Below are 13757 nucleotides of genomic sequence, written 5' to 3'. Positions count from 1 at the left end.
GGTGACGGTGGTGGTGACGGCCGTCAGATGTCCGCGATCACGCGGTCCAGGTGGTAGTCCGCGCCGTAGCGGATCAGGCCGCGCAGCAGTTCGCGCGGGTCGCAGGGGCGGGCCCGGCGCTTGTGGGGCTGGTGGGTGAAGGGGATGCCCGACCAGGGGTTGTCCGGGTGGTGGTGGCTGCCGCGCGGGGCGTCCGGCTCGATCGCCCAGTGCACCCAGGTGCTGTCGTGGTGCCGGCGGATGACCTCTCCCAGGTACCAGACGGCGCCGGGGAGGAACGGCCCGTCGGCCTCGGAACCAGTCTCGGGCCCGGCCGCGGATTCGGCGTCGAATTCGGCCGGTGTGCGGTACCGGACGCGTACCTGCCGTTCCAGGGCGTCCAGGCCGGCCGGGCTGAAGTCCCACTCGACGGCCGCCGCCTCGGCCGCCGCGGGCGAGGCGGCCTCGGAGAGCCGCCGTACCCAGGCCGGGTGGTCATCACGCCGGGCGGTGAGCCAGCGCAGCAGCCACGCGTCCACCGGCTGCGGGCCGATCGGGTCCAGCGGCGAGCGTTCCTTCTCCGGCCCCCGGCCCGGCGCGGTCAGCCGCCATGCGGAGACGGCCTCCGCCAGCTCCCCGTAATCCCGGGTGAGTGCCTCGCCCGACTCCTCGGCCAGCGCGAGGTCGATGAGCGTGCCGATGAACAGCGGGTCCAGGCCCAGCGCGGGGTCGGGCCGGACGAAGGGTTCGCCGTCCTCGCCGCCCGCCTCCGGGTCGATGTCCCACCGGCCGCCGCAGACGTCCATGAGGATCTCCCCGAGGTAGGGGATCGCGGCCCGGCGGAAGTCGGCGTCGGGCCCCTCCGCCAGCAGCGCCTCTTCCAGCGGGGCCAGTGAGGCGGGCGAGTAGTCGAACGGGAAGCCGTCGGGAAGGTGCACCTGCTCCAGCCGTCCGGCCAGCACCTGCATGTCATCCAGCCACCGTTCGAGGAGGTGCTCGCGGGCCGGGTGGTGCGGGTTGGTGTTCATGACCGGAAAGCGTAGGCCGGTGCCCCGTCCCGGCGCCAAGTCGCCTTGAAGAAGCTGTGGTTGTTGTGCGCCACGCCTGTGTAATCCTTGTGGGCCGCGAGGCCCCGGAGTCTATGGTGCCGGGTATCGGCCTCTTCCGCGCCCATCGCGCCGGGGCCGGAAGAGGCGGTGCCAGCAACGGGGGCCATGCACCGCCGCTTTCCCTTTCGCGCCCTGTCCACGAGGGCCCGCGCCCTGGGGGCAGGGACTGACCGCCGCCCCCACGAGGGACAAGAAATCATGCGTTTTGCGATGCGTGCACGCGGCTGGTTAAGGCTTCGCGTGGCGGCCGTTGCGTTCGGTGCGACCGTGCTGGTCGCCGCCCCGCTGCCGGGCCTCCACGACGGCGCGGAGGCGGCGCCGCCCAAGCCCATGCTGGGCCGTTGCATGGACAAGTACGGCACGAGCCCGACGCCGCCGCCGGCGTACAAGCTGCCCGGCTCCAAGCCCGCCGGTCCCAACCAGTGGAAGACCCCGGACGCCGAGGACCGCTTCTACAGCTACGACCACCTGGCCAAGGGCTTCGAGGCACTGACCGACCCCGGACTGATCGCGCTGCCCGACGGGGACAACCCGAAGAAGTACGCCTTCGGGACACCGGAGCACGCGGTCACCACCTGGAAGCAGAACCAGGCCGGGGCCAAGCCCTACGCGGGTTCGTTCAACGAGTGGCTGAACAGCATCTACTCCCGCAACGAGGGCAACAACAAGCGGGGCAACGGCTTCGAGTCGGAGGTCGTGAAGTACTTCGACCTCGGCGGGGTCGACTGGATCTGCCAGAAGAACGTCCGCGACCTGGACCCCAAGCTGTACAAGGAGCTTGAGCGGACCCTCGGCAAGGACGTGATGAAGGACGGCCGGGTCTTCGACGCGGTCAACCAGCGCACCCGGACCGTGTACGAGGTCAAGTCCGGGGTCGGCTACGACGCCCGGCAGCTCAAGATCGACGCCGAGCTCGTCCGGCGGGGCTGGAAGGTCGTCTACATCAACGGCCAGGAGCCCGACGCCAACACGGTCACCAAGTACAAGGAAGCCGGGGTGAAGTACTACCGGCACGCGGCCACTCCGAATCCGCGCTACACCGTCGGCAAGTACACCCCGAGCACCAACAAGCTGATGACGCCGGACCCGAACCGGCCCTCGTTCGGCTCCGGTTACGACATGGCCCGCAGGTCGGCGCCGACCCCCGAGGACGCCCGCCGCCAGATGGAGCGGGCCCGCGGCCTGATCCAGCAGCCGGGCAACGGCCTCCGCAGCCCCGGCGGTGTCGACTTCTCCACCCTCGACATCTCCTACATCGGGCAGACGAAGACCGGGAACCTCTCGTACGCCTTCAGCGCGAAGAACACCGACGAGGAGACGGCGCCCGGTTACGGCGGGCAGGAGAAGGCCCAGCTGACCTCCGACGCGTTCTTCACCTGGCTCGCGCTCACGCCCGACCACTTCTGGGTCAACCTCAATCCGGACGACCCCGACACGATCATGAAGGCGCCGTTCGACAAGACCGACGCCGGGCGCGTCCTGCTTGAGGCCGACATGGAGATGAAGCACGACTTCGGCCGCGCGGAGGACCCGAAGACCGAGGCGGGCAAGCGGTTCTGGAACGAGATCACCAAGGTCAACGGTGCGCCCTGCATGGGCTCGACCCGTAACTGGATCGTCCCGAAGAAGGCCCGCGTCCGGATCGAGAAGGACGGCGCGTACATCCTCAGCGCCCCGCTCGATGTCAAGACCGTCGCCCAGGACTACAGCACCCCCGGACCCGGCGGCGGCATGCCCTGCACCCTGACCAAGGAGCAGACCGCGCACAACATGGACGTCTACCGCGAGACGATCCTGCCGGTGGTGCAGAAGCAGATCAACGAGGACGCCAAGTACGCCGATCTGCGCCGCGTCTACAAGGCCCGTATCGCGGCCGAGTACGTCCGCCAGACCGTCGCCGAGGACCCGAAGGCCTTCGGCGGCTCCTTCAGCAAGATCATCGACAGCGACCAGGTGAAGCGCTGGCCGCTGCGCGGCAAGAACTCCGACTGGGACAAGCTGACCGTCTGGAAGGAGATGAAGCGCTCCTACACCGAGGGCGACTTCAAGTACGAGATCCCCGTCGGCGGCGAGGTCTGGGTCTACACCGTCGGCGGCGTCGACCTGACCAAGCAGCCGCAGCAGAAGGTCAGCCGAACGGTGTTCCGGACCGAGAAGCCCAACCTGCCGTCCGTCACCAAGGGTTCGCGCAACGAGGCCCTCGACTACCAGGCGACCGGCACCACGGTGATGGGCGGCGACGACAGCGGCAACGCGGGAGGCGGCGGCCCGAGCCCCTCCCCCACCCCGACCGGCAAGCCCACCGGCAAACCGACCGCCACCCCGTCCCCCACCCACACCACAACCCCGCAGCCCACGCCGTCCGCCACCACCCCGCACCCCACCCCGTCCACCGGCGGAAGCGGGGGCGGGGGCGGCGGCAGCATGGCCGACACCGGCACCCAGGTACTGACGATCGCCGGCCTCGCCGCGGCCCTGCTCGCGGCCGGCGGAGCACTCGTCCGGTTCAGGCGCAGGCACGGCCTGAACAGCCAGTAGCACTGGGGCATCCGCGGTGACCGGCCCCCGTACCCCTCCCGGGTGCGGGGGCCGGAAGCTACCCCGCACCGGCTCCCGGAGCTCCGCCTTCCACGCCCCCGCTCACGACGACGTACCGGCGAGACCCACCGCTTCGCTCAACCCCATCAGCTCGATCAGCAGCCGCAGCTCGGGCGACGTTCCGCGCAGCCGCAGCCGTCTGCCGCCCGATCTGCGGGCGACCAGCGACAGGCGGGCAATCGCCTCCACGGCGGCCAGGTCCGGTCGGACGACGGCGGCCACGTCGCAGTACACCGAGGTCGCTTCCCTGTCGGCCGTGGCCAACAGCGCCTCCAGCTCGGCGCAGAGCCCGGGGACGGCGGACCGGGTGACGCGTCCGGAGACGGTGAGAACGATCGGGGCCATGGCATCCACATCCGGAAGACCGGTCCGGCGGCCGAAACTCATCGGCCCGCCGCTCACCGCCTGTCGCCGGACCGCCGCACTCCCACGACCGGTCGCTCGGGGGACCCAGGTGCCCCCAGCAGCTCGTACGCCTCTCCGGCCACCTCTGCGACGGCTGCTCCATCGCATCACGGGGGTAGTCGACAGACGACGAAGAGACGCCAACTTCGAACACCTTTGTGTCTGCTGTGAACCACTCCGATCAGACCACCCCTCTCTACGGGTGAAACTGCCGGCGCCGATGCACGCATCGGCGCCGGCGGCTCAGTGGCCCCTTCGGGGTCACCAGGATCTCCGCGGGGAGTGATGCGCCGACACGACAGAATATACGGTTGTAGGACCGACGCCCCCGCGGGCCCCCGGGCCCTCGCGGCCGGGTTGACCACCCCGGCCGCGGCACGCGACAGCAGCCCGTCCCGGTCGGCGGGCAGCCCGTCCGGGGCCCGGCACCAGTTGACTCTCATCACCGGCGACCGCGTCTCAGTGGACGCCAAGGGCCGGATCGTGAGCTTCCGCCCGGCGGCGGGACGCGAGCACATACCCGTGCAGCGTCAGATAGTCGACGGGCACACCCTGCTCGTCCCCGTCGACGCACACCGTCTGATCGCTTCCGGAAAGCTGGACCGCCGGCTGTTCGACGTCACGGAGCTGAACCGGGCGGAGAACCGCAGGGCGCAGAAGTCGGGTCTGAAGCTGATCGTCGCCTACCGGGGCACCGGGGCCACGGCCGCGAAGGCCGGAATCCGGGACGCGGGCGCGACCCGCGTCGGGCCCGTGCTGAAATCGCTGAACGTCCAGTCCGTGGCCACCCCGCGGGAGGACGCGGCGGCCGTCTGGCGGGCGCTCACCGCCAGGCCCTCGAACAGCGCCCAGCGGACGACGGCAGCCGGAATCGACCGGGTGTGGCTGGACGGCGTGCGCCGGGCGAGCCTCGACAAGAGCGTCCCGCAGATCGGCGCCCCGACCGCCTGGAAGGCGGGCTACACGGGGAAGGGTGTCAAGATCGCCGTCCTGGACACCGGAGCGGACGCCACCCATCCGGACCTCAAGGGCCAGATCCTCACGTCCAAGAACTTCGCCGGGACGCCCGACACCCTGGACCACTTCGGCCACGGCACCCACGTCTCGTCGATCGCGGCCGGTACGGGCGCGAAGTCGGGCGGGAAGTTCAAGGGGGTGGCCCCCGACGCCAAGCTCCTTGAGGCCAAGGTGCTCGACGACGACGGCTTCGGTGACGACTCCGGCATCCTGGCCGGTATGGACTGGGCGGTCGCTCAGGGCGCCGACATCATCAACCTGAGCCTGGGAGGCACCGACACCCCGGGCATCGACCCGCTGGAGGCGGCGGTCAACAAGCTCTCCGCCTCCAGCGGCGTGCTCTTCGCCATCGCGGCGGGCAACGAGGGCGACCAGGCGGGCACGGTCGGCTCCCCCGGCAGCGCGGACGCCGCGCTGACCGTGGGCGCGGTGGACGACCACGACCTGCTGGCGGACTTCTCCAGCCGCGGGCCCCGGGTCGGCGACAGCGCGATCAAGCCCGATGTCACCGCACCCGGTGTGGACATCACGGCGGCGGCCTCACCGGGCTCCGTGATCGACAAGGAGGTCGGCCAGAACCCGCCCGGGTACCTGACGATCTCCGGTACGTCGATGGCGACCCCGCACGTGGCGGGCGCCGCGGCGCTTCTCAAGCAGCAGCACCCCGCGTGGAAGAACACCGAGCTCAAGGGCGCGCTCACGGCGTCCACGAAGCCGGGGAAGTACACCCCCTTCGAGCAGGGCTCGGGCCGGATCGCGGTCGACCGGGCGATCACGCAGTCCGTCGTCGCCGACCCGGTCTCGGTGAGCTTCGGCCTCCAGCAGTGGCCGCACACCGATGACGCGCCGGTCACCAAGCAGGTGTCGTACCGCAACCTCGGTACGACCGATGTGACGCTCGCGCTCACCGTCCAGGGCACCGGCCCGATGGGCAAGCCGGCCCCGGCCGGCTTCTTCACCCTCGGCGCCACCGGCGTGACCGTCCCGGCGGGCGGCACCGCCCGGGTGCCGCTGACCGTGAACACCAAGCTCGGCGGCACGGCCGTCGGCACCTACTCCGCGTCCCTCGTCGCGACCGGCGGCGGGCAGACCGTCCGCACCAGCGCGGCCGTGGAGCGCGAGCGCGAGTCGTACGACCTCACGCTCAAGACCATCGGGCGCGACGGCAAGCCGGCCGCGTTCACCACGGGCGACGTCTACGGCACCGGCGGCGCCTCGTCCGGCCTGTGGGAGTCGCCCGAGTCGGTCGACGGCACGGCGAAGCTCCGTGTCCCCAAGGGCGGGTACGTGCTGAACTCGGCCGTGTTCGTCGACCCGGAGAACTACGACAAGGGCGTCGACTGGCTCACCCAGCCGTACCTGAAGGTCACCAAGAACACCAAGGTGACCTTCGACGCGCGACTGGCCAAGCCGGTCGACATCACCGTTCCGGCCGCCGGTGCGAAGCCCCTGCTCGCCACGCCCGACCTCCAGTTCGAGACCAAGGACGAAGCCTACGGCTACGGCTGGCTGCTCGACTCGTACAAGCAGCTGCGCACCGCGCACATCGGTCCCGAGGTGACCGCCATCCAGCTCTCGCAGCACTGGAGTGGCAGTTGGGCCAAGGGTGGCGCGACACGGTACGACATCTCGGTCGGCGGCCCGGTGCGCCGGGCGGCGACCGGCTACCACCGCGCGTTCAGCAGCGGTCAGCTGGCCAGGTTCACGATCCGCGCCGGTTCCTCCGTCAAGGGCAAGACCGGCGACATCTCCGCGTCGGGCACGGTGCCCGGCCAGTTCGGCGGCTGGGCGGCCATCACCACTCAGAAGCTCCCGTCCACCACCACCGCCTATGTGTCCACCGCCGACAAGGTGAACTGGAGCTTCGACTTCGAGCAGAGCGGCGCCCCCGACGAGGACGGCTTCCCGCGCTCCGACGCCTGGTTCTCGCTCGGTGCCCCGCAGACCGTCAAGGCGGGCAAGACGTACGCGAGGACCGTGAACACCGCGGTGTTCGGGCCGTACATCAACGCCGACTTCGGGATCTTCCGTGAGCGCGACGGCCTGGTGGCGTCGTTGCCGCTGACCGCCGACGGGCACCGGAACGTCGGCGGCTCCGCCTACCGCTCGGTGAAGACCGCGCTGTACCGCAACGGCAAGGTGCTCGTCAGGAACGACGACCCGCTGACCGGCGAGAACACCATCACCGTGCCGGCCGCGGCGGCCGACTACCGGCTGACCACGTCGGTCCGGCGCGGCACCGACGTCGCTTCCGTCTCCACCCGGATCGACGCGAGCTGGACCTTCCGGTCCGGCCGGACACAGGATCTCGTCGCACTGCCGGTGTCCATGGTCCGCTTCACGCCCGAGGTGGCACTCGACAGCACGGCCAAGGCCGGGAAGTCCGTCTCCGTGCCGGTGACGGTGCAGGGCGCGGCCGCCGGGAAGAACCTCAAGTCGCTCACGGTGTACGTCAGTTACGACGCCGGGAAGACCTGGAAGAAGACGGCGGTCAAGAAGGGCAAGATCTCCGTGAAGAACCCGGCCAAGAAGAAGTCCCTCTCCTTCAAGGCCAATGTGACGGACAAGAAGGGCAACAAGTCGTCGGTGGCGATCTATGACGCCTACTTCGGCAAGTAGCCGGTGACCGGCTCGAAGCAGTCGGCGCCGACCGCGTGACAGCGGCCCGCCGGGACGGTGAGACACCGTCCCGGCGGGCCGTTCGCGTGGGCGGGCGCGGTTACGCGATGCGCTCCCGGACCACCGGGGTGGCGGTGAACGGGGTGCCGGACGGGGCGATGTCGTACGCCTCCGGGAGCGCCTTCAGCGCGTAGTCGAACTTCTCCGGGGTGTCCGTGTGCAGCGTCAGCAGCGGCTGGCCCTCGGTCACCTCGTCGCCCGGCTTGGCGTGGAGCTCGATGCCCGCGCCGGCCTGGACCGGGTCCTCCTTGCGGGCGCGGCCCGCGCCGAGGCGCCACGCGGCGACGCCGATGTCGTACGCGTCCAGGCGGGTGAGGACTCCGGAGGCGGGGGCCGTCACGATGTGCTGTTCGCGGGCGACCGGGAGGGTGGCGTCGGGGTCGCCGCCCTGGGCGGAGATCATCCGGCGCCAGACGTCCATCGCGGAACCGTCCGCGAGGGCCTTCTCCGGGTCGGCGTCCTTGAGCCCGGCCGCGTCCAGCATCTCGCGGGCGAGGGCGAGGGTGAGGTCGACGACGTCCCTGGGGCCGCCGCCGGCCAGCACCTCGACGGACTCGCGGACCTCAAGGGCGTTGCCCGCGGTCAGGCCGAGGGGGGTGGCCATGTCGGTGAGGAGGGCGACCGTGCGGACGCCGCTGTCGGTGCCCAGGGCGACCATGGTGGAGGCCAGTTCGCGGGCGTCCTCGATGGTCTTCATGAAGGCTCCGGAGCCGACCTTGACGTCCAGGACGAGTGCGCCGGTGCCCTCCGCGATCTTCTTGGACATGATCGAGCTGGCGATGAGCGGGATCGCCTCGACGGTGCCGGTGACGTCGCGGAGCGCGTACAGCTTCTTGTCGGCGGGGGCGAGGCCGTCGCCCGCCGCGCAGATGACGGCGCCGGTGGTGTCGAGGACGTCCAGCATCTCGGCGTTGCTGATGTGGGCGCGCCAGCCGGGGATGGACTCCAGCTTGTCGAGGGTGCCGCCGGTGTGGCCGAGGCCGCGGCCGCTGAGCTGCGGTACGGCGGCGCCGCAGGCGGCGACCAGCGGGGCGAGCGGCAAGGTGATCTTGTCGCCGACGCCGCCGGTGGAGTGCTTGTCGGTGGTGGGGCGGGAGAGCGCGGAGAAGTCCATCCGCTCGCCGGAGGCGATCATCGCGGCGGTCCAGCGGGCGATCTCCGTACGGTTCATGCCGTTCAGCAGGATCGCCATGGCCAGCGCGGACATCTGCTCGTCGGCCACCTCACCGCGGGTGTACGCGTCGATGACCCAGTCGATCTGCTCGGGGGTCAGCTCGCCTCGGTCCCGCTTGGTGCGGATGACGGAGATGGCGTCCATGGTCTGGAGTCCTTCCGGCCGGTACGTACGTGCGCGATGGGTACGCATGAGTCCCGTTGACTCTACGCGCATAGAGGGGAAAAGAGCCGTCGGGTGGGCCCATGTGCGGGCCCACCCGACGGGGTGCTACCCGAGGTGCGAGGGTCCGAACGCCTGCGGGAGCATCTCGTCGAGGGTGCGGAAGCCGTCCGGGGTCTCCAGGACGAGTTCCGGTCCGCCGAACTCGTACAGCAGCTGCCTGCACCGGCCGCACGGGACCAGGATCTCGCCCGACCCGTCCACGCAGGTGAAGTGGGTCAGCCGGCCGCCGCCGGTGGCGTGCAGCTGGGAGACCAGTCCGCATTCGGCGCAGAGGCTGATGCCGTACGAGGCGTTCTCGACGTTGCAGCCGACGATCACGCGGCCGTCGTCCACCCGGGCGGCGACGCCGACCGGGTAGCCCGAGTAGGGCGCGTACGCCCGGGACATGGCTTCCCGGGCGGCGGTCCGCAGGGCGTCCCAGTCGGCCCCTGCCACAGCGGTGGCGCCCGCTCCGGCGGTGGGCGTCACTTGCCCTGGCCCTTGCGGTAGCGCATGCCGTCCGCCTTCGGCATCCGCAGCCGCTGTGCGGAGAGCGAGAGGACGAGCAGCGTGACGACGTACGGGGTCGCGCTCACGAACTCGGTGGGCACGGTGTCCGTGGCGAGGTACCAGACCAGGATGGCGGCGGCGACGACCGCGCTGACGGCACCCTGCACGAAGCTCTTGCGGTAGAGCTTCCAGGCCGCGATACCGGCCAGCGCGACCACGAGCAGCAGGAGCAGCGCGTGGACGGACTCGCCGCCGTTGCGCAGCTGGAGCGCGTCGGCGAAGCCGAACAGGCCCGCGCCCATGGCGAGTCCGCCGGGCCGCCAGTTGCCGAAGATCATCGCGGCGAGACCGATGTAGCCCCGGCCGCCGGTCTGTCCCTCGTTGTAGATGTGCGAGGTGACCAGGGAGAGGAAGGCACCGCCCAGTCCGGCCATGCCGCCGGAGATGATCACCGCGATGTACTTGTACGTGTACACGTTGACGCCGAGCGACTCGGCGGCCACCGGGTTCTCGCCGCAGGAGCGCAGCCGCAGGCCGAAGGCGGTCTTCCAGAGGACGAAGAACGTCACGACGAAGAGGACCACGGCGACGATCGTCAGCAGCGACACGTTGGTGACGATTCCGCCGAGGACTCCGGCCAGGTCGGAGACGAAGAACCAGTGGTGCTTCTCGACGCTGTGCAGCCAGTCGGAGAGGCCGGGGATCGTCACCGAGGTGATGTCGTCGGCCGGTGGGGACTGCTTGGGTGAGCCGCCCTTGGTCGCCGCCTCGCCCGAGTTGAACCAGAGCTTGGCGAAGTAGGTGGTGAAGCCGAGCGCCAGGATGTTGATCGCGATGCCGGAGATGATGTGGTCGACGCCGAAGGTGACGGTCGCCACCGCGTGCAGCAGGCCGCCGAGCATTCCGCCGACGACACCGGCGAGCACGCCGAGCCAGGGGTTGGTCTGCCAGCCGGCCCAGGCGCCGAAGAAGGTGCCGAGGATCATCATGCCTTCGAGGCCGATGTTGACCACGCCGGCCCGTTCGGACCAGAGGCCGCCGAGACCGGCGAGGCCGATCGGCACGGCCATCGCGAGGGCCGCGCTGATCTGTCCGGCCGAGGTGACGTCCTGTGCGCCGGTGATGGCGCGCACGGCCGACAGCGCGAGCAGCACGCCCGCGATGATCAGGAGGACGACGGGGAAGGAGAGACGGGTGCGGCCGCCCTTGCCGCCGGAGACCTTGCGGGCCGCGGGGGGCGGGGTGGAAGTCGCCGTGACGGTCACGCCGACACCTCCTGCTGGTCGGAGTTACGGGCGGCCTGTGCGGCGAGTTCCGCGCCGACCTTGCTCTGCTGTCGCTTGAGTCCGTAGCGGCGGACGACTTCGTAGGCGATGACGACGCACAGGACGATGACGCCCTGGATCACGCCGACGATCTCCTTGTCGTACCCCTCGAACTCCAGCTTTCCGGTGCCGCGTTCCAGGAAGCCCCAGAGCAGCGCGCCGAGCGCGATGCCGACGGGGTGGTTGCGGCCGAGGAGGGCGATGGCGATTCCGGTGAAGCCGATGCCGACGGGGAAGTCGCCGCTGAACTCGTGGCTGTCGTTGAGCAGCGTCGGCATGCCGATCAGACCGGCCACGGCGCCCGAGATGAGCATCGAGGTGACGACCATCTTCTTGACGTTCACGCCGCTGGCCTCGGCGGCGGAGCCGGACTGGCCCACCGTGCGCAGGTCGAAGCCGAACCGGGTGCGCGAGAGCGTGAACCAGTAGGCGATGCCCGCGACGACCGCGACCACGATGAAGCCCCAGACGGGCGTCGGGGTGGTCGGGAACTCGAAGAAGTACGAGGACTCCGGGAGCGGCTTGGTGGAGATCTTGGTACCGGCCTCGTCGAGGTGGCCGAGCCGGTTCTGCTGGAGCAGGTAGCCGATGACGGCGGTCGCGATGGAGTTCAGCATGATCGTCGAGACGACCTCGCTGACGCCCCGGGTGACCTTCAGGAGGCCCGCGATACCGGCCCACATCGCGCCGACGATCATCGCGGTGAGGATGATCAGCGGGATCTGGAGGGCGCCCGGCAGGGTCAGCGCGCCGCCGACCGCCGCGGCGAAGAACGCGGCGAGGCGGTACTGGCCGTCGACGCCGATGTTGAAGAGGTTCATCCGGAAGCCGACGGCGACCGCGAGACCGGCGAGGTAGTACGTCGTCGCCTTGTTCAGGATGTAGACCTGGCTGTCCGACTTCAGCCCGTAGTCGAACATGATGCCGAAGGCGCTGAACGGCTCCTTGCCGGTGGCGGCGAGCACGAGTGCCGTCACCAGGAAGGCGACCACGATCGCGAGTACGGGGGCCGCGATCCCCAGGAGCAGCCGCTCCTTGTCGATCTTCTTCATCGGTCCTCTCCCCCGTCCCGGGGGTCGGTGTCGTCGTCCGTGCCGGGGGCGGCGGAGGTGCCGTCGCTCCCGGGCTCGGCCGCTGCGGGCGTTTCGAGGTGGCCCGCGGCCGCGCCCGTCATCGCGGAGCCGAGCTCCTCCGGGGTGACGGTCGCCGGGTCCGCGTCCGCGACGAGGGCGCCGCGGTACATGACGCGCAGGGTGTCGGAGAGCCCGATCAGCTCGTCCAGGTCGGCGGAGATCAGCAGCACCGCGAGCCCTTCGCGGCGCGCCTCGCGGATCTGGTCCCAGATCTGGGCCTGGGCGCCGACGTCCACGCCCCGGGTGGGGTGCGCGGCGATCAGGAGCTTGGGTGCGTGGCTCATCTCGCGGCCGACGATCAGCTTCTGCTGGTTGCCGCCGGAGAGCGAGGCCGCGGTGACCTCGATGCCGGGGGTGCGCACGTCGTACTCGCGCACGATCCGCTCGGTGTCGGCGCGGGCCGCCTTGAGGTCGAGGAAGGCGCCCTTGCTGTTGGGGCGCTCCGTGACGTGGCCGAGGATGCGGTTCTCCCAGAGCGGGGCCTCCAGCAGCAGTCCGTGCCGGTGGCGGTCCTCGGGGATGACGGCCATCCCGTCCTCGCGGCGCTTGCGCGTCGGGGTACGGGAGATGTCCGCGCCGTCCAGCGACAGGGAGCCCGCGTCGAGGGTGCGCATGCCCATGATGGCGTCGACCAGTTCGGACTGGCCGTTGCCCTCGACACCGGCGATGCCGAGCACCTCGCCCTTGTGGATGGTGAAGGTGATGCCGTCGAGCACGGCACGCACCACCCCGTCCGGGTCGGTGGCGGTCAGCCGCAGCCCGTCGACGTCCAGCATCGGCGTCTCGGTGACGGTCGACTCGCGGGTCTCCGGCGACGGCAGCTCGCTGCCGACCATCAGCTCGGCCAGCTGCTTGGTCGTGGTGTGCTCCGGGTCGGCGGTGCCCACGGTCGTCCCGCGCCGGATGACGGTGATCTCGTCGGCCACCGACAGCACCTCGCCCAGCTTGTGCGAGATGAAGATGACGGTGAGGCCCTCCGCCTTGAGCTCGCGCAGGTTGTCGAAGAGCGCCTCGACCTCCTGCGGTACGAGGACGGCGGTGGGCTCGTCGAGGATCAGGGTGCGGGCGCCCCGGTAGAGGACCTTGAGGATCTCCACGCGCTGGCGGTCGGCGACGCCGAGGTCCTCGACCATGGCGTCGGGCCGGATGCCGAGACCGTACGAGTCGGAGATCTGCTTGATCTTGGCGCGAGCCCGGTCCCCGATGCCGTACAGCTTCTCGGAGCCGAGTACGACGTTCTCCAGGACGGTGAGGTAGTCGGCCAGCATGAAGTGCTGGTGCACCATGCCGATGCCCCGGTCGATGGCGTCGCCCGGGTTGGAGAACGTGGCCTGTTCGCCGTCCACCGCGATGGTGCCCTCGTCCGGCTTCTGCATGCCGTAGAGGATCTTCATGAGCGTGGACTTGCCGGCGCCGTTCTCACCGACGAGGGCGTGGACGGTGCCGCGGCGCACGGTGATATCGATGTCGTGGTTGGCCACGACCCCGGGGAACCGCTTGGTGATGCCGCGGAGCTCCACGGCATGAGGACTGCTGGACGCGTTGATGGCGCACTCTCCTTGACAGGAGCGGAGGGCGGAGGCGGTGGGTGCCGATTGCGGGGGCGGAAAAAGGTACCGCGCCC

The 13757-nt window shown here is 70.4% G+C and carries 9 protein-coding genes; 2 read left to right on the top strand and 7 right to left on the bottom strand.

Annotated features, from left to right (window positions below; all coding sequences use genetic code 11):
- Nucleotides 1–23: 23 nt before the first annotated feature.
- Nucleotides 24–1007, bottom strand: coding sequence for a hypothetical protein (locus ACFVQ0_RS10715; protein WP_390086572.1), 984 nt, complete (start codon nt 1005–1007; stop codon nt 24–26).
- 321 nt (nt 1008–1328) lie between these two features.
- Between ACFVQ0_RS10715 and ACFVQ0_RS10710 the strand changes: the two genes are divergently transcribed.
- On the top strand, nt 1329–3626 hold the full coding sequence (locus ACFVQ0_RS10710) for an LPXTG cell wall anchor domain-containing protein (RefSeq protein WP_390086570.1): 2298 nt from the start codon (nt 1329–1331) through the stop codon (nt 3624–3626).
- A 102-nt stretch (nt 3627–3728) separates the two neighbouring features.
- On the opposite strand, the gene ACFVQ0_RS10705 is transcribed toward ACFVQ0_RS10710, so the two are convergent.
- Nucleotides 3729–4031: an STAS domain-containing protein gene (locus tag ACFVQ0_RS10705; RefSeq protein WP_390086569.1), complete on the bottom strand. Its 303-nt coding sequence runs from the start codon at nt 4029–4031 to the stop codon at nt 3729–3731.
- A 345-nt stretch (nt 4032–4376) separates the two neighbouring features.
- On the opposite strand from ACFVQ0_RS10705, the gene ACFVQ0_RS10700 reads away from it, so the two are divergent.
- Entirely contained in the window at nt 4377–7727 is a 3351-nt protein-coding gene (locus tag ACFVQ0_RS10700; RefSeq protein ID WP_390086567.1) for a S8 family serine peptidase, read from the top strand.
- Nucleotides 7728–7827: 100 nt separating this feature from the next.
- Here ACFVQ0_RS10700 and ACFVQ0_RS10695 read toward each other — a convergent pair whose 3' ends face one another.
- The 5 genes from ACFVQ0_RS10695 to ACFVQ0_RS10675 all read right to left on the bottom strand — a co-directional run bounded on the left by ACFVQ0_RS10695 (nt 7828) and on the right by ACFVQ0_RS10675 (nt 13653).
- Nucleotides 7828–9105 carry a thymidine phosphorylase gene (locus ACFVQ0_RS10695; protein ID WP_390086565.1) on the bottom strand — a complete coding sequence of 426 codons (1278 nt, stop codon included), beginning with the start codon at nt 9103–9105 and terminating at the stop codon, nt 7828–7830.
- Nucleotides 9106–9231: 126 nt separating this feature from the next.
- The gene (locus ACFVQ0_RS10690; RefSeq protein WP_390086563.1) at nt 9232–9654 is read right to left on the bottom strand and encodes a cytidine deaminase; all 423 of its coding nucleotides are present in this window, start codon (nt 9652–9654) and stop codon (nt 9232–9234) included.
- Nucleotides 9651–10940, bottom strand: a complete 1290-nt coding sequence (locus ACFVQ0_RS10685; RefSeq protein WP_390086561.1) for an ABC transporter permease — start codon at nt 10938–10940, stop codon at nt 9651–9653. The genes ACFVQ0_RS10690 and ACFVQ0_RS10685 overlap by 4 nt, the downstream gene beginning before the upstream one ends.
- Nucleotides 10937–12052, bottom strand: coding sequence for an ABC transporter permease (locus ACFVQ0_RS10680; protein WP_390086559.1), 1116 nt, complete (start codon nt 12050–12052; stop codon nt 10937–10939). The genes ACFVQ0_RS10685 and ACFVQ0_RS10680 overlap by 4 nt, the downstream gene beginning before the upstream one ends.
- Nucleotides 12049–13653 (bottom strand): ABC transporter ATP-binding protein, encoded by a 1605-nt coding sequence (locus tag ACFVQ0_RS10675; RefSeq protein ID WP_390086557.1) that lies wholly within the window; start codon nt 13651–13653, stop codon nt 12049–12051. Before ACFVQ0_RS10675 ends, ACFVQ0_RS10680 begins: the two co-directional genes overlap by 4 nt.
- Between the last annotated feature and the right edge of the window lie 104 nt (nt 13654–13757).

It is taken from the genome of Streptomyces sp. NPDC057900 (assembly GCF_042887885.1).
Classification (GTDB): domain Bacteria; phylum Actinomycetota; class Actinomycetes; order Streptomycetales; family Streptomycetaceae; genus Streptomyces.
The sequence above is the reverse complement of the archived record's forward strand: the minus strand, read 5'-3'. Positions and strand labels throughout refer to the sequence as shown.